Below are 21,198 nucleotides of genomic sequence, written 5' to 3'. Positions count from 1 at the left end.
AAAGTTTTATGAGCAAAGGCAAAAAAAACAATTGACAACATTAAATACGCTGGTGTGTACTGGCGCCGAAAAAAGAACTGGACAATAACTTTTGAACATTCACCATTTCGACCTATTGTGCTCGCCACAATACGAAATAAGGAAAAGGGAATGGTAATCTTATCGTTATTGTTATGGATGAACGGTTTTAACCATGTCGATTAGACATAACGCCTGGCGAGAGAAGCCCCATGGATGAATACTGCCAAAGCTCAATCTTATTTCATTCTGTCATTTCGCCGGCAAGAATAACATTCCTCCGGATTCAAGGCCTGTTCTCGCTCGATCGCTGATGTGCGGTTGAGCCGGCCAATATTGCCGACTCAACCGCGACTTTCCTGTAAACGTAAAAAACTCCACTTACTGTTTGTCCACAGGGGCAGACAGGGTTTGGTGGTCCCGATTGTCATTGATGAGAAGTATCCAATGCATAACCATATTCTCAATTTCGCCATCGAAGAATATCAGCAGCGCCTGGCCAAGGTACGCGCCGCCATGGACAGGCACGAAATGCACACCCTGATCGTGCATGATCCGTCCAATATCGCCTGGCTTACCGGCTATGACGGCTGGTCCTTTTACACGCCCCAGGTGGTGGTGGTCGGCATGGCCGGCGAGCCCATCTGGTATGGCCGGCAAATGGACTCTCATGGTGCCAAGCGTACCGTCTATCTGCAGGAAGAAAACATCACCTGGTATCCGGACCACTATGTGATGAACCCGCCGCTGCACGCCATGGAATACCTGGCCAACCAGATCCTCAAACCCAGGGACTGGGCCCGGGGCAACATCGGCATCGAAATGGACAATTATTATTTCAGCCCCACCGCCTATCTGGCGCTGACGGAAAACCTGCCGGAGGCGAACCTGGTGGACGCCACTTCCCTGGTCAACTGGTGCCGGGCGGTCAAGTCGGAAACCGAGCTGAAATACATGCGCATTGCCGCCCGTATTGTGGAAAACATGCACCAGGCCGCCTTTGAGATGATCGAGCCCGGCTTGCCCAAAAACCGGCTGGTGGCCGAAATATACCGGGTGGCGATGGAAGGCCACGACGGCCACTTCGGCGACTACCCGGCCATTGTGCCCATGCTGCCTTCCGGCAAGGATGCGTCGGCGCCCCACCTGACCTGGGATGAGCGCCCGTTCAACAACAATGAAGGGACCTTCTTTGAGATCGCCGGCTGTCACCGCCGTTACCATTGCCCGCTGTCCCGCACCATCTACCTGGGCCAGCCCACCGATGACTTTCTGCGCGGCGCCGAGGCCCTGAACGCCGGCCTCGAGGCCGGCCTGGCGGCGGCCAAGCCCGGCAACCGTTGTGCCGATATCGCCAACGCACTCAATGCCACTCTGGCCGAATATGGCTTCGACCGGGAAGGCGCGCGCTGCGGTTATCCCATCGGTCTGAGCTATCCGCCGGACTGGGGCGAGCGCACCATGAGCCTGCGTAACACCGATCAGACCATACTGGAGCCGGGCATGACCTTCCACTTTATGCCAGGGTTGTGGTTGGATGACTGGGGCATAGAGACCACCGAGAGTATCGTCATCACCGACACCGGGGTGGAAACCCTGTGTAACTATCCGCGCCAACTTTTTGTGAAGAGGTAACGACGCATGCAGGCAACGACCATCACTCCCACTGTCGATTTCGAGCAAAACGGCAAACAGCACGGTTTCCTGAAGCTGCCCTACTCCAGCGATCAGTCGGCCTGGGGTTGCATCATGATTCCGATCACCGTGATCAAAAACGGCGACGGTCCCACCGCCCTGCTCACCGGCGGCAACCATGGCGACGAATACGAGGGCATTACCGGCCTGCTCAAGCTGGCCAACCGTCTGGAGCCGGAGCAGATCCAGGGCCGGGTGATCATAGTGCCGGCCATGAACTATCCGGCCGTCCAGCAGGGCAGCCGCACCTCTCCCATCGACAAGGGCAACATGAACCGCAGCTTTCCGGGGGATCCGGCAGGCACCATGACCCAGCGCATTGCCGATTACTTCAACCGCTACCTGGTGCCGATGTGTGACTATGCCCTGGACATTCACTCCGGTGGCAAGACCCTGGACTTTATACCGTTTTCCGCCGCTCACCGGTTGCCGGACGCGGCCCAGGAAGAGGCCTGTATCAAGGGCGCCAAGTTATTCGGCGCGCCCAATACGGTGGTGATGTTTGAACTCGACACCGCCTCTTTGTATGACACGGCGGTGGAATCCCAGGGCAAGGTCTTTGTGACCACCGAACTGTGCGGCGGGGGCACCAGCACCCCGGAAACCATTGCCATGGTCGACCGGGGATTGCATAACTTTCTGCTTTTCACCGGCATCACCCAGGGCGACTACCAGTTGCCCGACACGCCGCCGCGCCTGCTGGACATGCCCGATGGCTCCTGCTACATGATGAGCGAGCACAAGGGACTGCTGGAGATGCACGTGGCCCTGGGCGACCAAGTCAAGCAAGGGGATCTGGTGGCCTCCATCCACACCCTGGAGCGTACCGGCCAGCCTCCGACGGAATACCGGGCCCGGCGCGACGGCATCCTGGCCGGTCGACGCCATCCGGCACTGATCGACATTGGTGACACCTTCGCCGTCCTGGCGGTTGAAGTCGCTTGTTAAAAAAAGTTTACAATTAATCCTGCAGGGGCTGCTAGTGACGACCGGCAGCCCTTTGTATACTGCGGAAAGTCTTCAAAAACGTAAACAGGTAGTAACAATGCGTCTGGATCGCTACGACATCAAAATTCTGCACATACTGCATGAGCAGGGCCGAATCACCAAATCGGGCCTGGCCGAAGCCATCAACCTGTCGGTCAGTCCTTGCTGGGAGCGGGTCAAGCGACTGGAAGATGCCGGCATCATTCAGGGTTACGGCGCCCGCATCAATACCGAAGCCTTGTTCAAACGCACCCCGGTCATGGTGGAAGTGACCCTCAAGCAGCACAATGCCGACGCCTTTCAGCGTTTCGAAAAAGCCATGATGCAGTGCGACGAAGTGGTGGACTGCTACGCCACCGGCGGCGGTGTGGATTACATGCTTCGGGTCATGAGCGAAGGCATCGATCACTACCAGCGCCTGATGGACAGCTGGCTGGTGTCCGACCTCGGCATTGAACGCTATTTCACCTATATCGTCACCAAAACCATCAAGCAGCAAGCCTTTAAGCTGGAATTTCTGCCCAACATGCTGGCCTGAGCCAGCACCGGACCGGCGCATTCCCCTCCCGCTTACCGGTCCTGTTCAAACCCCAGCAAAAACACCATTTTTTACTTCAAACTCCAGAAAAATTGCCCCTTTTGACCCCGGGCAACAAAAAGTATTCTTCCCGCTCCCCTCCTAGAATGACCTCATAGCAACAACCCGTACCCCTATAACAAACCGGTGGTGTTTATGAGTCTTTCCTTACAGCACAACTTCGACAGCAAGGTCACCGAAGCCATCATGCCTTACCTGCAAGATCCCCGTCTGGTGCGCGAGCTGGCCTATGTCAACGGCAAATGGGTCGCCGATACTCAGGACGTGGCGGTGCTGAATCCGGCCACCAATGACGTGATTGGCCACTGCACCCAACTGCAGCCACAGCAAGTCCGGCTGGCCATTGATGCCGCCGATCAGGCCATGCCCGCCTGGCGGGCGCTGATGGCCGACGAACGCGCCGCCATTCTGATGCGCTGGCACGATCTGATCCTGGAGCACAAGGAAGATCTGGCCACCCTGATGGTACTGGAGCAGGGCAAGTCCCTGGAGGATGCCCGCGGTGAAGTGAACTATGGTGCTTCCTTTATTCGCTGGTTTGCCGAAGAGGCCCGCCGGGCCTATGGCGATACCATTCCCAGCCATATTCCCAATGCCCAGCTGGCCACCCTGCGCGAGCCTATCGGCGTAGCAGCACTGATCACGCCCTGGAACTTCCCCCATGCCATGATCACCCGCAAGGCGGCGGCAGCCCTGGCCATCGGCTGTACCGTGCTGGTCAAGCCCGCCAATGAAACCCCGTTTTCGGCGCTGGCGCTGGCGGAGCTGGCCGAGCGCGCCGGTTTTCCGGCTGGGGTCTATAACGTCATTCCCGGCGACGGCGCCGAGGTGTGCGGCGTGCTGTGCCAGTCCGACAAGGTCAAGGCGCTGTCCTTCACCGGCTCCACCCGGGTCGGCAAACTGCTGCTGGAGCAGGCCGCGTCCACCGTCAAGAAATGCTCCATGGAGCTCGGCGGCAACGCTCCCTTTATCGTGCTGCCCGACATGGACATCACCGCCGCCGCCAAGGCCGCCGTGGATGCCAAGTTCCAGACCGCCGGTCAGGACTGCCTGGCCGCCAACCGCATTTTTGTGCCGCGCGACAAGTATGAGGCCTTCCTCACCGCCTTCGCCGCCGAAATGGCCACCATCAAGGTAGGCAACGGCTTTGATGACGGCGTGACCATGGGCCCGCTGATCTTCCGCCAGGCCGTGATCAAGGCCCAGGACATCGTTGACGACGCCATCGCCAAAGGCGCCCGGCTGATCGCCGGCGACCAGAGCCAGGCACCGGGCGAGAACTTCTTTATGCCCACCCTGCTGGCCGACGTCACTCCCGACATGAAGGTGTTCCGTGAGGAGAACTTCTGTCCGGTGGCCGGCGTGCTGCCCTATGACAGCATCGACGAGCTGATCCCCCTGGCCAACGACACCGAATACGGCCTGGCCGCCTATGTGTACGGCCACGACATTCGCCATATCTGGCAACTGATGCGCGGCCTGGAGTTTGGCATGGTCTCGGTCAACTCGGTAAAGATGACCGGCCACCCCATCCCCTTCGGCGGCGTCAAGCAATCCGGCCTGGGCCGTGAGGGCAGCCGTCATGGCTTCGATGAATACAGCCAGATCAAATATTACTGCCTGGGGGCCTTGCCCACCGTCAGCGGCAGCTGAACTCACAAATGGAACAACATAGCCACTTTACGTACTGATTACAGGAGTATTTAACATGACCATAGATACCAAAAAGCTGCTCGAAATCGACCGCAACACCGTGTTCCACGCCTCCACTCACCTGAAGCAGTACGCTCATGGTGAAGTGGGCGGCCGCATCATCACCGGCGCCCAGGGCATTCGCATCCAGGACTCCGAAGGTGTGGAGCTGATCGATGCCTTTGCCGGCCTGTACTGCGTGAACATCGGCTACGGCCGCACCGAAATGGCCGAGGCCATCTACGAGCAGGCCAAGAAGCTGGCCTACTACCACACCTATGTGGGCCACACCAACGAGGCGCTGATCGAGCTGTCCGACCGCATCATCAAGATGGCCCCCGCCGGCATGAGCAAGGTGTACTACGGCATGTCCGGCAGCGACGCCAACGAGACCCAGCTCAAGCTGGTGTGGTACTACAACAACGCTCGCGGCCTGCCCCAGAAGAAAAAGGTGATCTCCCGGGATCGCGGCTACCATGGCTCCAGCATCGCGTCCGGCTCCATGACCGGTCTGCCGCTGTTCCATGCCCACTTCGATCTGCCGCTGGAGCGCATCAAGCACACCATAGCGCCGGTCTACTACCGCCGCCCCGATGACAACATGAGCGAGCTGGAGTTCTCCAAGTACTGCGCCGCCAAGCTGGAAGAGATGATCCTGGCCGAGGGTCCGGATACCGTTGCCGCCATGATCGGCGAGCCGGTGCTGGGTACCGGCGGTATCGTGCCGCCGCCCGAGGGCTACTGGACCGAAATCCGCAAGGTGCTCGACAAGTACGACATTCTGCTGATCGCCGACGAAGTGGTGTGTGGTTTCGGTCGCCTGGGCGCCGATTTCGGCTCCCTCTACTACGACATGAAGCCGGATCTGATGACCGTGGCCAAGGGCCTGACCTCCGCCTATCAGCCGCTGTCCGGCGTGATCGTGGGCGAAAAGGTATGGAGCGTACTGGAGCAGGGTACCGATCAGTGGGGCGCCATCGGCCACGGCTACACCTATTCCGGCCACCCCATGGGTGCCGCTTCCGCCCTGTGCAACCTGGACATCATCGCCCGTGAAAACCTGGTCGGTAATGCCCGTGACACCGGTGCCTACCTGCAGCAACGCATGCAGCAAGCCTTTGCCGACCACCCGCTGGTAGGAGAAAGCCGCGGTGTGGGCCTGCTGCACGCCCTGGAATTCTCCAGCAACAAGGCCAAGCGCGAGCACTTCGATCCCAACCTCAAGGTGGGTCCGCAAATTGCCGCCGCCTGTCTGGAGCAGGGCCTGATTGCCCGCGCCATGCCCCATGGCGACATTCTGGGCTTTGCCCCGCCGCTGGTGGTGACCAAGGGCGAAGTGGACGACATTGTTGAGCGCACCCTGCGGGCGGTCAACAAGGTGACCGACAAGCTGATCAGCAGCGGTGACTGGAACGCCAAGTAATCCGGCGCGGCATTAGCCGAAACACAGTAACACCACAACCCAGCGAGGATCGTCCAGCGATCCTCGCTTTTGCGGTAGCAACCCATGAAGAACACACCCATGCCAGCAACTTCCCTTATTCCCGGCCCACATCAGGTTTTCCTGGCCAGGCAGGCATTGCAGGGCCGAGTGGTCAGAACCCCGTTAATCCGTTCCGAGTCACTGTCCCGGCGCTTTGGCTGCGAGGCCTGGCTCAAGCTGGAAACCCTGCAACCCATCGGCGCCTTCAAGCTGCGGGGGGCCACCTTTGCCATGAGCAAGCTGACCGACGAACAACGCCAGCGCGGCGTGGTCACCTGCTCCACCGGCAACCACGGCCGCGCCATCGCCTATGCCGGCAGCAAACTCGGCGTCAACACCATTATCTGCCTGTCCCGGCTGGTGCCGGCCAACAAGGTCGCCGCCATTCGCGCCCTGGGTGCCGACGTGCGCATTATCGGTAATTCCCAGGACGAGGCCGAGGTAGAGGCCCTGCGCCTGGTAGAGGAGCAGGGCATGACCTACCTGCCTCCCTTTGACCATCCGGACATTATTGCCGGTCAGGGCACCATCGGCCTGGAAATTCTGGAGGACTTGCCACAGGTGAACACCATCTTTGCCGGCCTGTCCGGAGGCGGCCTGCTGGGCGGCATCGGCATTGCGGTCAAGAGCGTGAACCCCGCCGTTGAACTGATCGGCGTCACCATGGACAGGGGCGCGGCCATGGTGGCCAGCCTGGAAGCAGGCCGGCCGGTACAGGTGACCGAATACGAATCCTTTGCCGACAGCCTGGGCGGGGGCATCGGCCTGACTAACCGATACAGCTTTGAGGTGGTTCGCCGAGTGATGGACCAGTCCTACCTGGTCAGCGAAGACGCCATTGCCCGCGCCATGGTGCACTTTGCCGAGCAGGAAAAAATGCTGGTGGAAGGGGCCGCCGTGGTGGGGGTGGCTGCCATCGAACAACACCATCTGGACGTGCGCGGCCAGCAGGTGGTGTTTGTGGTCAGCGGCCATAATGTGGCCCTGGACACCCTGGACCAGGCCCGGGTCATCGCCACCGCCAGCCTTGGTTAACGACCGCCTTTTGCAACATTCCGCGTTGGAGCCACAGATGAAGATTTACCACAGAGCACAAATCGCCGAGGTGACCGGCCTGACCGGGGATGCGCTGGCGGCGGTGGAAGCCGGCTTTGCCGCCCTGGGCCGGGGCGAGGTCACCATGCCGCCGGTGCTCAGCATGAATATCAGCGAGAGCAACGGCGAAGTGGATGTCAAAACCGCCCATATCCGCGGCAAGGACAGATTCGCCATCAAGATAAGCCCCGGCTTTTTTGACAACCCCAAACTCGGCCTGCCCAGCCTCAACGGCCTGATGGTGCTGTTCTCGGCCAAAACCGGCCTGGTGGACTCGGTGTTGTTTGACGAAGGCTACCTCACCGACATCCGCACCGCCCTGGCCGGCGCCATTGCCGCCAAACACCTGTCCCGGCAAGACAGCCATGCCGTGGCGGTGATCGGCGCCGGCCTGCAGGCCGAACTGCAGGTGGCCGCCCTGAGGCTGGTCCGTCCGATACGGGAAGTGCACGTCTTTGCCCGCAACGCCGACAAAATGGCCGCTTACCAAAAGCGCATGGCCCAGCAATACGGATTGCCGGTGACGGTACACCAAAGCGCGGCCGCTGCCTGTGCCGCCGCCGATATTGTGGTGACCACCACCCCCGCCTCCAGCCCGGTGCTGCACTGGGCCGATCTGCGTCCCGGCACCCATGTCACCGCCATGGGCTCGGACAACAGCCACAAGCAGGAGCTGGAGCCGGCCATTCTGGCCAATGCGGATGTGCTGGTGGTGGACCGGCGGGCCCAGTCGGAGGTGATTGGCGAGCTGCACCATTTCCCCGGCCCCTTTACCAAGCCGGTGTTTGAACTGGGCCAGGTGATTGCCGAAGCGCGGCAGTTGCGCACCAGCCCGCAGCAGATCACCCTGTGCGATCTGAGCGGCACCGGGGTACAGGATACCGCCATCGCCAATTACACCGCCGACCGCCTGGCCGGCTAACCCACAACACTCAAACATCAGACGTAATATATACAGGTGGCCACCCCGGCCACCTGCGATTGGCCGAACCTGTTCGGCCGTGATGGCGCAAGGATACGCACATGGGTCACGATCACGACACCTTTACTGCTCTGGAGCAGGTTTACCCCTTCTTCAACGATGTTCGCCGGGCACAGGTCCGTATTGGCCTGGTACAGTTAATGAGCGATTACACCCTGGAAAACGACTGGCACCGGCTGGCCGGGCCCGGAGTGGAAATTTACAGCACCCGCATGCCCTACAACAGCCTGATGACCCCCACCTCCCTCAAGGCCACCGGCGACCACATTGCCGATGCCGCCGGACTGGTGGCGCCAGGGCTGCCACTGGATGTGATGGCCTTTGGCTGTACCTCCGCCAGCATGCTGCTGGGCAACGACGCCGTGGCCGAACGCCTGACCCGGGAGCGTCCGGGGCTGCCCACCACCAACCCCTGGCAGGCCAGCCTGTCGGCCTTGCGCCACCTGGGCATTCATCGCCTGGCGGTGCTGACCCCCTATAACACCGAGGTGAACCGGCCCCTCTATCTGGCCCTGCAACAGGCCGGGTTCGAGGTGGTGGCCTTCGGTGCCTTTGCCCTGACGCTGGACACGGACATTCCCGCCATTCATCCCGACGCCATCATGGAGGCAACGACGGCCCTGCTGAGTGGTTGCGACGCCGACGGGGTCTTTTTGTCCTGTACCAACCTGCGGGCGCTCTCGGTGCTGGAGCAGTTGGAACAACACATTAACCTGCCGGTGGTGAGCTCCAATCAGGCCATGTTCTGGCATGCCCTGCACCTGGCCGGCCACCCGCCACAGATCCCCGGCTTTGGCCGGCTGCTGCGAGAGCCGGCGGCACACCCGCTGGTGGCCTGAACCCGGGCCCCTTGTTCAAACAGCACAAAGCCGGTCATCGACCGGCTTTGTATTGGGGTCACACCCTGGTGGCGGCTCAGATCAGGCCGGGGGCCAGCATGGAGGCCGGGCTCAGCACCGCCGCCAGGTGCTCTTCACTGAGCAGCTGCTCTTCCCGCACCAGCTCGGCCACGGTGGCGCCGCTCATCAGCGCCTGGTTGGCGATGCGGCTGGCATTGTCGTAACCGATGTGGGGCACCAGGGCGGTAATGATGCCGATGCTGTTGTGCACATGGGCGGCACACTGGGCCTCGTTGGCTTCAATGCCCTGCACACAGCGGGTGTCCAGCATGCGAATGGCTTCCCCCAGCATGCGGCTGGAGTTCAGCAGGTTATAGATGATCAGCGGCTCCATGGCGTTCAGCTGCAACTGGCCGGCTTCTGCCGCCAGGGTCACCGCCAGATCGGCCCCGATCACCTGAAAGGCGGTCTGGTTCATCGCCTCGGGGATCACCGGGTTCACCTTGCCGGGCATGATGGACGAGCCGGGCTGCATGGCGGGCAGCCGGATCTCGCCCAGGCCGGTGCGCGGGCCGCTGGACAGCAGACGCAGATCGTTGCTCAGCTTGGACAGCTTCACCGCCAGCCGCTTGAGCACGCTGGAGAAGGTGACAAAGGCGCCCATGTCGGAGGTGGCTTCCACCAGGTTACTGGCCAGGCTCACCGGCTGGCCCGACACCTCGGCCAGGTGGCTCACCGCCAGCACCGCATAATCGGGGTGGGCATTAATGCCGGTACCGATGGCGGTGCCGCCCAGGTTCACCTCGCACAGCAGCCGGCAGGCATCGTCGATGCGGGCTTCTTCTTCCCCCAGGTTGACCGCGAAGGCCTCGAATTCCTGGCCCAGGGTCATGGGCACCGCGTCCTGCATCTGGGTGCGGCCCATTTTAAGAATATGGGCAAACTCGCCGGCCTTGTCGGCCAGGCTCTGCTGCAGCCCGGCAATGGCGGCCTTCAGCGGCTGGGCGGCAAACACAATGGCCAGCCGGGCCGCCGTGGGATAGGCATCGTTGGTGGACTGGCAGCGGTTGACGTCGTTGTTGGGGTGCAGGTGTTGGTAGTCACCCCGCTCATGGCCCAGCTTGGTCAGCGCCAGGTTGGCGATCACTTCGTTGGCGTTCATGTTGGTGGAGGTACCCGCCCCGCCCTGAATGAGATCCACCACAAATTGATCGTGCAGGGCGCCGTCCATGATCTCGGCGCAGGCGGCCTCAATGGCCTCGGCCTTGTGGGGCGCCAGCAGGCCCAGCCGGTGGTTGGCCCGGGCGGCGGCGGCCTTGACCATGGCCAGGGCGCGGATCAGCTCGGGAAAATGACTGATGGGCACCCCGGTAATGGTGAAATTCTGCTGCGCCCGCTGGGTTTGAATGCCATACCAGGCCTCGGCCGGCACCGGCTGTTCACCCAGTAAATCCTTTTCGATACGTGTTTGCATTGGTTACCTGCCCTGTCGGCAATCTACTGTAAAGAGCCTTATTACAGCAGCAGGCACGGGGGGCTGAATATTTGACGCCCTGGCTCAAACTGATGCGAAATGGCGCACTGGGTGCACCAAAAAGAGACTGTTGCACCCTGTTGCAGAAAAGTGACTTTAGGTACACTTGAGCACCGATTCAGGGAGCCCCTATGCACCACGATTTTGCCAAAAACCTGCGCCTGCTCTGCAGCTACTACAAGTCGGTGGCCGAGGTCTGTCGCCGGCTCAGGATCAACCGCCCCCAGTTCAACCGCTACCTGAGCGGCCGCTACAAGCCGTCGGCCCACAGCCTGCGCCGGCTGTGTGATTTCTTCGGGGTGGAAGAGCATGAAATACTGATGCCCCACAGCCAGTTCGAGCTGCTGATCCAGGTCAGGCCCAGACCCCAGGCCACCGAAGAAGCGCCCCCGGAAACCAGCCACATCAGCCTGCTGCAGGCCAACTGCCAGGGGCTGGAAAAGTACCTGGGCTATTACTTTGAATACCATTATTCCATGGCCTTTCCGGGCAAGATTTTGCGCAACCTGGTGTGCCTGGAGCGCCGGGGCAACGGGGTGTATTACCAGCGCACCGAGCGTCTGCAGCAGGCGCCGGGCGAGCGGGTGTATCACAGCAAGTATCTGGGCATGGCCCACCTGCTGGCGGACCGCATTTTTCTGGTGGATTATGAATCCCTCACCGGCAACCAGATCACCCAGACCATACTGATCCCCACCTTCAAAAGCCGGGTGGGCCGGCTGAGCGGCCTGCGCCTGGGCGCCTCGGCCAGTGGCGAGCGCATTCCCAGCTGCACCCGGGTGGTGCTGGAATACCTGGGCCAGCGCGTGGATATTCGCCGAACCCTGGCCCTGTGCAGCACCTTTGACGCCGACAGCGGCCAGATCTCCAGTTCCATTCTCAATGCCATCAGCAACGACATGGCCCCGGGCGAACACCACTTTCGGGCCCGGCATTATTTCTGATCATGCCATCAGGGCGGGAGTGGCCTAGCACGAACACGCCGGCCCTGGACTCCCGTATTCACGGGAGTGGCGAAAGAAGGTCGTTTCCGTCATTCATCAGGCCGTTTTCAGCACAGTCCGGCCGCCGCAAACAGGCCATGCTCGCCGGCAGTTATCATCCTGCGGAGACCGGCATGTCCCCTCATCACAAAGGCGTTATCCTGACCCTGGCCGGCGTTGCCGTGCTCAGCCTGGACGCCCTGCTTATTCGCCTGATCAGTGCCGATCACTGGACTTTGCTGTTCTGGCGCGGCCTGCTGCTCAGCCTGAGCCTGGCGCTGTTTTGCCGACCCACCGTGCGGCTGCCACGCCGGCTGATGCTGGGCTCGGCGCTGTGCTATGCCGTGACCACTATCACCTTTGTGCTGGCGGTACGCCTGACCAGCGTGGCCAACACCCTGATCATTCTCGCCGCCGCCCCGCTGATAGGCGCCCTGTTGAGCCGCATGCTGCTGAAGGAAAAGGTGGCGCCGCGCACCTGGCTGGCCATGGGGCTGTGTCTGGCCGGACTGATGCTGCTGCTGTCGGGCAGCCGGGATGGCAACCTGGCCGGCGATCTCACCGCCCTGCTGTGTGCCGCCAGCCTGGCTGCCAAACTGGTGTGCGATCGGGCCGCCCGTCCGCTCAACATGGCCCCCTCCCTGGTACCGGCCGGCCTGGTCATCGCCCTGGTAGCCTTCAGTCAGGCGCCGGTGCTGGTGGTGCCGGCCTCCGATGCCCTCTGGCTGGGCCTGCTCGGCCTGGTGGTGGTGCCTCTGGCCTATGCCCTGATAAGCCAGGGCCCCCGCTACCTGCCGGCGGCGGAAGTCAGCCTGCTGCTGCTACTGGAAATGCTGCTGGGTCCGCTCTGGGTGTGGATGGCTTTGAACGAAGCCCCCAGCCAGCAAGCCTGGCTGGGAGGCTCAGTGGTGCTCGCCGCCCTGCTGCTGCAACGCCTGCCGGGCCGCCGTTTACGGCCCGCACTGGCCGCGGGGTAAGACTGACAACTCGGCATGCACAAAATCAATAACTTCAGGTTATGTATCAACCTTGGTGCAAACAGTAAGCTTCTCTCCCGTCCTGCCCGTCAGGCACAAAAAAGCCGGCCAAAAGGCCGGCAATAGCAGTCAACTAGGCGGCTCCCTTCAGATTAAAATATCAGCGTTTCGCCGTCTTTCGGGATCTCAACCCGCTTCTCCAGTTCATGCTCCCGAACATAACCGCTGAGCTTGTCACGGGTCTGGCCCATATGGTTGATGGCATCCATATGCACCGCCACCACGGTTGCCTCAGAAGACCGCGCCCCTGGGTGCACTGGCTACGCGAACGGCATGCCGAGGCGTCAGAGTCGTCTTTGCGGTACCGGGCAGGCGGTATTCACTGTGGATCCGCAGCACCGTTCCCGGCTACCTGAAGGTAAAAAAGCCGGCCAAAAGGCCGGCAAGGTAGTGCTTGGAGACGTATAAATGTTCAGGCCAGGCCGTGCAGCTCCTTCCAGTTGCCGGGGTGAACCACATAACCGAACAGCGCGTGGCCGCCGTACACCAGCTCGGTGCCTTCGGGGATCCACAGCATCTGCCCGGGGCGAACCTGGTGCGTTTTGCCATTGGCGGTCAGCTCAAAGCAGCCTTCAATCACGAACACCACTTCGTCGTAAAGTACGGTCCAGGCCACTTCGGCCCCTTCCCAGCGGGCAAAGCCCACGCCCATGTTCGGCGACACGTCCGGGCTCAGGGCCCGGGCGACATAAGCCATGCCGGGCGAGTCGCCCCGCACGGTAAAGTCCAGAGCCTTGCTGTCGACGAGTTTGACTTCTTTCACAGTTCACTCCTGCTCTGCCACCTGGCGAGGCGAATCCGGCTTTTCACTCCCAGCCCCAGCAAGGGCTCGGGCGGGTTCAGGCTGGGCATGCCGGTCACCTGGCGAATGTCCCGCAGCGCCTGGGAATCGGCGCCCACCGCCATGTCCGCCATCAGGGTACCGGAAATGGTGCCCCAGGCCGCGCCCACGCCGTTGTCACAGGCGCTGGCAAACACGCCGTCTTCCAGCTCACCAAAGAAGTTGGTGAAGTTGCGGGAGATGGCGTAAACGCCGCCCCAGGTATGGGTAAAGGGCACTTCGGCCAATTCGGGGTAACGGTCCAGAAACGCCTGGCGATGATCGGCGCGAATTTTCCGGCGCATGCCATCACTCACACTGGCACCGTACTTGGGCACGTGCTTGTAGCTGTTGCGAATAAGAATGCGCCGGTCGGCGGTCATGCGCAGCGTGGTGCCGGCATGATCCGCCGGGGTCAGGCCCCAGTTCAGCTCGCCGCCGTAGCGGGCCAGCTCGTCGTCGGTCAGCGGTCGGGTCCAGCTGGCGAAGGTCATCACCGGCAGCAGCCGGTTTTTCAGGTAACCAAACTCCCGGGTAAAGATGCTGGCCCCCAGCAACAGGGTTGGCGCCTGGATCTCGCCGTCGTCCCCCTGCAACCGCCACTGGCCGCCTTCGCGGCGCAGCGAACGAATGGGCGACTGCTCCAGCAACTCCACGTTCTCCGGCAGGTGCTCGGCCATGCCCCGCACCAGGGCCGCCGGCTGCATCAGGTAGCAACCGGGGGTGAAAATGGCCTGGCTGTAAAAGCCGGTACCCAGTACCTTGCCCAGCTCGGCCTTGTCCACCCAGTGGTAGGGCTCGCCCAAGTCCTTCATCAGGTGCTCGAAGTGCTCGAGAAAGGCGATGCCGCGCTCCCCCACCGCCCCCTGGTACTTGCCCACGGCGGACCACTGGCAATCAATGCCGTGGCGCTCCACCAGCCCCTGCAACTGGGCGATGGCGGCCCGGTTCAGGCCCAGCAGTTTCTGCTTGTGCACCGGATCCGGGTGTTCCAGGGCGAACTTGTGGGGCAGGTCGATGACAAAGCCGGAGTTGCGCCCGGAGGCGCCTTCCGCCACCCGTTGGGCATCCACCAGCACAATGCGCGCCTCGGGCTTGAGCTCGGCCAGCCGGCGGGCGGCGGCCAGGCCGGCAAAGCCCGCCCCCAGCACCGCGTAGTCGGCCTGCTGCCGGCCCTTGAGCCGGGTGGCCGGCGCTGCCTGGGGCAGCGCCTGGTACCAGCCGCAGCTGGTGTCGTCGTTCGGTAAGGCAATCATGGGTCTGTCCTCAGGCCACGTTCCGGGCCGGATTAAGTTGTTCCAGCCACTGGCTGCGCTGACTCTGCAGCTCGCGGCCCAGTAGTGCAAAACCGCTCAGGCTGCCATCGGCGCCGTAAAAACCCGCCGCCAGCTCTTCGCCGTGGGCGTCCACCCGCCATTCCCCGGGGCCCATGGCCGGTTGCACCGACAGCGGCAGCACCGGGGTTTTCACCAGCACCGGCGAAGCCTTGAGGGTCGCCTCGGTGGGCCGGCCCAGCAGGGTCTCCACCAGGGCGGGAATAGCCTGGTTGATGGGGGCAATATAAGGGGCCCACTGGCCGGCGACTTCCGCACAGTCGCCCAGGGCGAAAATGGCGGGGTCACTGGTGGCATGGGCCAGGTCAACACTGATGCCGCGCCCGGTGGCCAGCCCCGCGGCCTGGGCCAGGCCGGTGTTGGGCCTAAGCCCCACGGCGCTCAGCACCAGATCGGTGGCCAGCTCACGGCCACTCTGCAATTGCAGGCAATAGCCCTCGTCGGCGGCGTCGATGCGGCTGATGCTGTCTTGCAGCGCCCACTCCACGCCCAGGCCGCTCAGGGCCCGTTGCAGGGCTTCACCCAGCGGTTGCGGAATAAGCCGCTCCATCGGCCACTGGCCCAGCCCCACCACGGTCACGCCAATACCCTGGGCCGCCAGATCGTTGGCGAACTCACAGCCGATGAGGCCATCTCCCAGAATGGTGACGTGCTGTTTGCCGGCCAGCCGTTCGCGAAAGCGGCGGTAGTCCAGCAAATCGTTCACGCTTACCATGGCGCTTTGCTCGCCGGCCACCGGGATGCCGGCCACCGGAATTTGAATGGGCGAGGCGCCGGTGGCCAGCACCAGGCGGCCATAGGGATATTCGCCAATGCTGGTGTGCAGCCGCTTGTTTTCCCGGTCGATGCGCTCAACCCGGGTATGGGGGTAAACCCGCACGCCCAGGCGCTGCTCCCAGGACAGGGCGGTCTCGCTCACCAGGCCGTCGCCGTCCTTACCCAGGGCCAGGGCGTTGGACAGCGCCGGCTTGCTGTAAAGGGCGCCGTCGTCGGCGGTAAACAGGGTAATGGGCAGCTCGGGTGAACGGGCCCGCAGCGCCACCGCCAGCTGGTAGCCACCGTGGCCGGTGCCGATGATCACCACCGGCTCAAGCGCGGGCTCGGCCGCCGGGGTAGCCACCTCGGCCACCGCCGCCACCGGAGCGGGCTCGTCGTTGGTGATTTCGATCATTTCGAAATCCGCCTTGCCCACCAGGCAATCGGGGCACAGCCAGTCGTCCGGTACGTCTTCCCAACGGGTGCCCGGGGCAATGTCGTCCGCCGGCCAGCCCTTGGCTTCGTCATAAATCAGTCCGCAGATGATGCATAACCACTTTTTCATCTTCCTCTCCCCACTACCCTGTTACTGCCTTGCTGCGGGCCGGTTCAACGCCGGCCCGTTGTTGACTCGCTGTCAGCCCCGGCTCAGGCGAATGCCGATATTGCGGGTCTGGACATAGCTGTAGATGGCTTCCTGTCCTTTCTCGCGGCCAAAGCCCGACAGCCCCACCCCGCCGAAGGGGGTTTCAATGCCGCCGGCGAACCATTCGTTGATGAACACCTGACCGCCGCGCAGCCGGTTGGCCACCCGCAGAGTCTGACTCAGGCCTTCACCGAACACCCCGGCCACCAGGCCGAAGTCGGTGCCGTTGGCCAGGGCCACCGCCTCGTCTTCATCGTCGAAGGGCATGATCACCAGCACGGGGCCAAACACTTCTTCTTGAGCAATGCGCATGTCCGGGGTCGCCTCAATCACGGTGGGCGCCACAAAGTAGCCGGACAAGTCCGGGGCCACGCCGCCGGTGAGCACGGTCGCGCCCTCGGCCCGGGCCTGCTCGATCATCGCCAGCACCTGCCGCTGCTGCCCTTCGGACACCACAGGGGTGAGATCCGGATTGCTCTCGCCCTGGCCCATGCTCAGGCTTTCGGCCAGGGCCACCACGGCGGCCTTGACCTCGTCGTAGCGGCTACGCTGCACCAGCAGGCGGGACATGGCCGAGCACACCTGGCCGGCGTTGAAGAAAATGCCGACTTTCACACTGGCCAGCAGGGTGTCGAGATCCGCGTCCGCCAGGGCGATGGCGGCGGACTTGCCGCCCAGCTCCATCACCGAGGGGGTGGCGCGCTCGGCGGCATCCTTCAGGATGCGCTGGCCGGTGGGCACCGAGCCGGTGAACACGATCTGGTTGGCGTCGGGGTGTTTGACCAGGTGGCTGCCCACCTCCGAGCCCTTGCCGCACAGCAGGTTAATCGCGCCCTGGGGGAAACCGGCCTGCTCCACCGCCTTGACCAGCAGGGTCATGGCCAGGGGCGAGATCTCCGGCGACTTGATCACCACCGCATTGCCGGCGGCCAGCGCCGGGGCCAGGGAGCGGGCGCAGATGGACACCGGAAAGTTCCAGGGCACAATCTGCACCGACACACCAAAGGGCACATACTGGGTGAAGTCAACGTAGTCCTTGCCGAGCGGCACCGAAATGCCCTCAATCTTGTCGGCCATGCCGGCGTAATATTCGAAATAACGGGCCGCCTCGATAAACTCGTCGCGGGCATCGTTCAGGCTCTTGCCGTTTTCCCGGCAGGCCACCAGGGCCCCTTCGTCGGCGATGGCGCGAATGGCCTCAGCGGCCTTCAGCATCCAGGTGGTGCGCCGGGCCGGGCGCACCTCGCTGAGGGCGCCGCTGTTCACACAGCGGCGGGCGGCGGCCATGGCCAGGTCGGCATCTTCAATGCTGGCCTGGGCAATGGTGGCATGGGGCTCGCCGGTGCCCGGGTTCATCACGGTGAGCCGACGCTCGGCGTTCAGCCACTGGCCATCGATATAGTTCAGATAATGTTGCACGGTCAGTCCTCCATCGCGGCCTTGGTCTGGGTGGCCAGCCACTTCTGGAAGAAGTGAGTGGGCAGGTCCATTTCGGGGGAGAACACGCCACCGCCAAAACCGGGGGAATGGCGGCCACGCTGCATGCCTTCCACGGCACCGATGTCTTCGCCGAACACCACGCGCCAGGACTCCAGGGTAGCGGTTCGGCAGGCGGCGTATTCATCGCGGGTGGCTTCGTCGCCCACATAGAACAAACGCAGGCGCTCAATGGTTTTTTCCGCGTGAATGGGGTCAATCATCATGGCGAAGGCATGATCCGCCTGAATGCCCAGCAGCACGTTGGGGAACAGGGCCACGTATTCCGCATGGCGCAGCTTGTCTTTGGGCCAGCTCGGGAACATGGGCAGATGAGTGCCGGCGGTGCCGGACAGGTCGTATTTGTAGCTGCCCTGCCCCGCAAAGCGGTCTTCAAACATGATGTTGTAGTGATCTTCCAGCTTGGAATAGGTGTTCAGCGCCGGGTGCACCCAGGGCAGATGGTAGGCTTCGCAGTAGTTTTCCACGGTCAGCTTCCAGTTGCTTTCCACTTCAATTTCCAGGTGGCCACCCATGTTGACCCGGCGCAGCAGGCTCAGGCCATCGTTGCCCAGGAATTCGTTCCAGCGGCTTTCCAAGGGAGCGATGTGCTCTTCAAAGGAAGGGGCATCGCCGGACAGGTTGACGAACACCATGTCCATCCATACCGCGGAGCGCAGCGGCTTGAGACCGTGCTTTTCGCACTTGAAGCGCTCGTCCTTGTGCTTGGCAATGCCGCCGATGTGCGGGGTGCCCTTGAGGTTGCCGTTCAGATCATAGGTCCAGGAATGGTAGGGGCAGCGGATCATGCCCTGCACTTCGCCGGGCTCATGCACCAGCTGCATGCCGCGGTGGCTGCAGACGTTGTGGAACACCTGCACTTCACCGTCTTTGTTGCGCATCATCAGCAGCGGCATTTTCATAAAGCTGACCGGCATGACGTAGCCGTTTTTGATCAGGTCGGACGCAAAGCCGACGCAGGCCCAGGTGTTGCCGATCACCTTGTCGCGCTCAAAGGCAAAATATTCCTGGCTGGTGTAAGCGGTATTGGGCATGCCGCTGGCTTCCACAATCGGATTCAGGACGCTGTCTACCTGCTGTACAGGAATAATGGTTTGGCTGACGTTGCTCATGTTGCTTTCTCCACAGTGACGCAGTGTTGGCTGCGTGGTTCCTTGTCGTTGGCACTCGTCTGTGCCGATGGGGTGGATTCTGGTTAACAAGGTGGCAACAAACAAACGACTTTTTCGCCGGGTACGGATGAGCTTTCGTCATCCGTCAAAAATACGCTCCAAATGTAACCACCCCATGCCCTGCGAGGCTTACGAGGGGCGACGCATGAGCTGGCGTCACTCATGGATGAGAAAAAATAACTTGAGCCTGTATTCCACTATCCCTAACCTCACGCCGTTAACAGAACGTTAACCAATTAACGTAATACGCAAAGGGGAAGAGGGAGGAGTTATGCGTGCTACATCCGGGATTTTGAAAGGACTTAATCCAACGGTGACCATCGCCTCCAAGGTGCTGGTCATCGGCTTTGTACTATTCTGTGCCATTCTGGCCAATCAGGCCGGGCAATACTTTGAAACCGTTTCCGGCATTTTGCTGCAAAACATGAAGTGGTTTTATCTGGGGCTGGTCACGCTGGTGGTCGGCTTTTTGCTCTATCTGATGGTCAGCCGCTACGGCCACATCCGTCTGGGCAAAGACAATGAAAAGCCCGAATTCAGCTACCTGTCTTGGGTGGCCATGCTGTTTTCGGGTGGCATGGGCATCGGCCTTATTTTCTGGTCGGTGGCCGAGCCCATGTGGCACTACGCCGACAATCCGTTCAGCACCGGGCTGACCCAGGAAGCGGCCGGCAGTGCCATGCAGCTAGCCTTCTTCCACTGGGGCCTGCACCCCTGGTCGGTGTTTATCATCGTGGCCCTGGCGCTGGCCTATTTTGCCTACCGCAAGGATCTGCCCTTTACCCTGAGATCCATCCTGTATCCGCTGATCGGTGATCGCATCTATGGCCCCATCGGTCATGCGGTGGACATTCTCACCGTAGCCATTACCGCCTTTGGCATTTCCCAGACGCTGGGCATGGGGGTCATTCAGATCAATACCGGCCTGAACCTGGTGTTCGGTGTCGATATCGGCCTGGGGGTTCAGTTGCTGATCATAGTAGTGCTGTGCACCTGCGCCGTGGCCTCGGTGCTGTCGGGGGTGGGCCGGGGCATTCGCCGGCTGTCGGAATGGAACATGCTGCTGTCGCTGGTACTGGTGCTGATCGTGCTCTACGTTGGCCCCACCCGCTACATTCTCAACACCCTGCTGGAAAGCAGCGGCAGCTATGTGCAGAACATCGTCGGCATGAGCCTGTGGAGCGACGCCCAGAATGATTCCGGTTGGCAGAACTGGTGGACCGCCTACTACTGGCCCTGGTGGATGACCTGGGCGCCCTTTGTCGGCATGTTTGTGGCGCGCATCTCCAAGGGCCGCACCATTCGCGAGCTGATTGGCGGCGCCCTGATCGTGCCCACCCTGATCACCTTTCTGTGGATGTCGGTGTTCGGCGGCTCGGCCTTGAAGGTGGAGCAGGATGTGCGCGTGGCGTACGAGCAGCAGGCGGTGGTACTGGCCGAATCCGGGCAGGCGCCCCAGGCCGATTTTGCCGGCGGCCCCATTCTGGCGGCCACCAAGCAGGACACCACCAAGGCCCTGTTCACCCTGTTTGACAACCTGGACACCGGCACCCTGGGCAAGCTGCTGAGCATACTGGCCTGCGTGCTGCTGGGCACCTACTTCATTACCTCCGCCGACTCCGGCACCCTGGTGCTGTGCACCCTGGATGCCGCCGGCGCCACCGAGCCGCCCACCATGATACGGGTGTTGTGGGGCGTGATCATTGCCGCCATTGCCGCCGTGCTGCTATACGCCGGCGGGCTCAAGGCCATGCAGACCGCGTCCATTATTGCCGGTTTCCCCATTGCTATCTTTATTGCGGTGATGAGCCTGACCCTGTTCCACAGCATTCGCCGCGAGCCCCAGCCCTGGGCCATGCTGCCGGATCATGTGCGTCCGGAAGCCGCCAAGCTGGATGGTCCGGTTGAACCGCTGACCAACGAGCCGGCCCCCGCCGTGGCCTGGAACAACCCGGTCGTAGGCAAATAAGCCGCCACCACCGGCGTTAAAAACAAAAACCGGCATGGTGACATGCCGGTTTTTTTGCTTT

17 protein-coding genes and 1 pseudogene are annotated in these 21,198 nt (G+C 62.0%); 11 read left to right on the top strand and 7 right to left on the bottom strand.

Annotation, left to right across the window (positions count from 1 at the left end; translation table 11 throughout):
• The first annotated feature begins 465 nt into the window (after positions 1-465).
• The 8 genes from doeA (at position 466) to GU3_RS08315 (ending at position 9,389) form a co-directional block, all read left to right on the top strand.
• Positions 466-1,653 carry an ectoine hydrolase DoeA gene (gene doeA, locus GU3_RS08350; protein ID WP_014292092.1) on the top strand — a complete coding sequence of 396 codons (1,188 nt, stop codon included), beginning with the start codon at positions 466-468 and terminating at the stop codon, positions 1,651-1,653.
• 6 nt (positions 1,654-1,659) lie between these two features.
• Positions 1,660-2,661, top strand: coding sequence for a N(2)-acetyl-L-2,4-diaminobutanoate deacetylase DoeB (gene doeB / locus GU3_RS08345; protein WP_014292091.1), 1,002 nt, complete (start codon positions 1,660-1,662; stop codon positions 2,659-2,661).
• Between the two features lie 97 nt (positions 2,662-2,758).
• The gene (locus GU3_RS17400; RefSeq protein ID WP_014292090.1) at positions 2,759-3,238 is read left to right on the top strand and encodes an Lrp/AsnC family transcriptional regulator; all 480 of its coding nucleotides are present in this window, start codon (positions 2,759-2,761) and stop codon (positions 3,236-3,238) included.
• Between the two features lie 195 nt (positions 3,239-3,433).
• On the top strand, positions 3,434-4,951 hold the full coding sequence (locus GU3_RS08335; RefSeq protein ID WP_014292089.1) for an NAD-dependent succinate-semialdehyde dehydrogenase: 1,518 nt from the start codon (positions 3,434-3,436) through the stop codon (positions 4,949-4,951).
• Between the two features lie 55 nt (positions 4,952-5,006).
• A complete protein-coding gene (locus tag GU3_RS08330) occupies positions 5,007-6,413 on the top strand; it encodes an aspartate aminotransferase family protein (protein WP_014292088.1) in 1,407 nt (468 codons plus the stop codon).
• A 99-nt stretch (positions 6,414-6,512) separates the two neighbouring features.
• A complete protein-coding gene (gene eutB / locus GU3_RS08325) occupies positions 6,513-7,508 on the top strand; it encodes a hydroxyectoine utilization dehydratase EutB (RefSeq protein ID WP_050899365.1) in 996 nt (331 codons plus the stop codon).
• A gap of 37 nt (positions 7,509-7,545) precedes the next feature.
• Complete coding sequence (locus GU3_RS08320) at positions 7,546-8,490, top strand: cyclodeaminase (RefSeq protein WP_014292086.1); 945 nt, start codon at positions 7,546-7,548, stop codon at positions 8,488-8,490.
• A 101-nt stretch (positions 8,491-8,591) separates the two neighbouring features.
• Positions 8,592-9,389 carry an aspartate/glutamate racemase family protein gene (locus tag GU3_RS08315; protein WP_014292085.1) on the top strand — a complete coding sequence of 266 codons (798 nt, stop codon included), beginning with the start codon at positions 8,592-8,594 and terminating at the stop codon, positions 9,387-9,389.
• Positions 9,390-9,465: 76 nt separating this feature from the next.
• Here GU3_RS08315 and GU3_RS08310 read toward each other — a convergent pair whose 3' ends face one another.
• Positions 9,466-10,863 (bottom strand): aspartate ammonia-lyase, encoded by a 1,398-nt coding sequence (locus tag GU3_RS08310; RefSeq protein WP_014292084.1) that lies wholly within the window; start codon positions 10,861-10,863, stop codon positions 9,466-9,468.
• Between the two features lie 191 nt (positions 10,864-11,054).
• Here GU3_RS08310 and GU3_RS08305 point away from each other — a divergent pair, with 191 nt between their 5' ends.
• A complete protein-coding gene (locus GU3_RS08305) occupies positions 11,055-11,867 on the top strand; it encodes a helix-turn-helix transcriptional regulator (RefSeq protein ID WP_014292083.1) in 813 nt (270 codons plus the stop codon).
• 173 nt (positions 11,868-12,040) lie between these two features.
• Entirely contained in the window at positions 12,041-12,883 is an 843-nt protein-coding gene (locus GU3_RS08300) for an EamA family transporter (RefSeq protein ID WP_041543620.1), read from the top strand.
• A gap of 472 nt (positions 12,884-13,355) precedes the next feature.
• On the opposite strand, the gene GU3_RS08295 is transcribed toward GU3_RS08300, so the two are convergent.
• The 6 genes and pseudogenes from GU3_RS08295 to GU3_RS08275 all read right to left on the bottom strand — a co-directional run bounded on the left by GU3_RS08295 (position 13,356) and on the right by GU3_RS08275 (position 19,108).
• Entirely contained in the window at positions 13,356-13,706 is a 351-nt protein-coding gene (locus tag GU3_RS08295) for a cupin domain-containing protein (protein WP_014292080.1), read from the bottom strand.
• Positions 13,703-15,019 (bottom strand): FAD-binding oxidoreductase, encoded by a 1,317-nt coding sequence (locus GU3_RS08290; RefSeq protein WP_014292079.1) that lies wholly within the window; start codon positions 15,017-15,019, stop codon positions 13,703-13,705. The genes GU3_RS08295 and GU3_RS08290 overlap by 4 nt, the downstream gene beginning before the upstream one ends.
• Positions 15,020-15,029: 10 nt before the next feature.
• Entirely contained in the window at positions 15,030-16,268 is a 1,239-nt protein-coding gene (locus GU3_RS08285; RefSeq protein ID WP_237711183.1) for an NAD(P)/FAD-dependent oxidoreductase, read from the bottom strand.
• Positions 16,257-16,418: pseudogene (locus tag GU3_RS17320) on the bottom strand (rubredoxin); the annotation flags it as partial. The pseudogene GU3_RS17320 and the gene GU3_RS08285, both read right to left, overlap by 12 nt.
• Before the next feature lie 72 nt (positions 16,419-16,490).
• Positions 16,491-17,918 carry an aldehyde dehydrogenase family protein gene (locus tag GU3_RS08280; RefSeq protein WP_014292077.1) on the bottom strand — a complete coding sequence of 476 codons (1,428 nt, stop codon included), beginning with the start codon at positions 17,916-17,918 and terminating at the stop codon, positions 16,491-16,493.
• Between the two features lie 2 nt (positions 17,919-17,920).
• Positions 17,921-19,108 (bottom strand): aromatic ring-hydroxylating dioxygenase subunit alpha, encoded by a 1,188-nt coding sequence (locus tag GU3_RS08275; RefSeq protein WP_014292076.1) that lies wholly within the window; start codon positions 19,106-19,108, stop codon positions 17,921-17,923.
• A gap of 331 nt (positions 19,109-19,439) precedes the next feature.
• On the opposite strand from GU3_RS08275, the gene GU3_RS08270 reads away from it, so the two are divergent.
• Positions 19,440-21,137, top strand: a complete 1,698-nt coding sequence (locus GU3_RS08270; protein ID WP_050899364.1) for a BCCT family transporter — start codon at positions 19,440-19,442, stop codon at positions 21,135-21,137.
• Positions 21,138-21,198 lie beyond the last annotated feature (61 nt).

The organism is Oceanimonas sp. GK1, assembly GCF_000243075.1.
In the GTDB taxonomy this organism is placed as follows: Bacteria; Pseudomonadota; Gammaproteobacteria; order Enterobacterales; family Aeromonadaceae; genus Oceanimonas.
The sequence above is the reverse complement of the archived record's forward strand: the minus strand, read 5'-3'. Positions and strand labels throughout refer to the sequence as shown.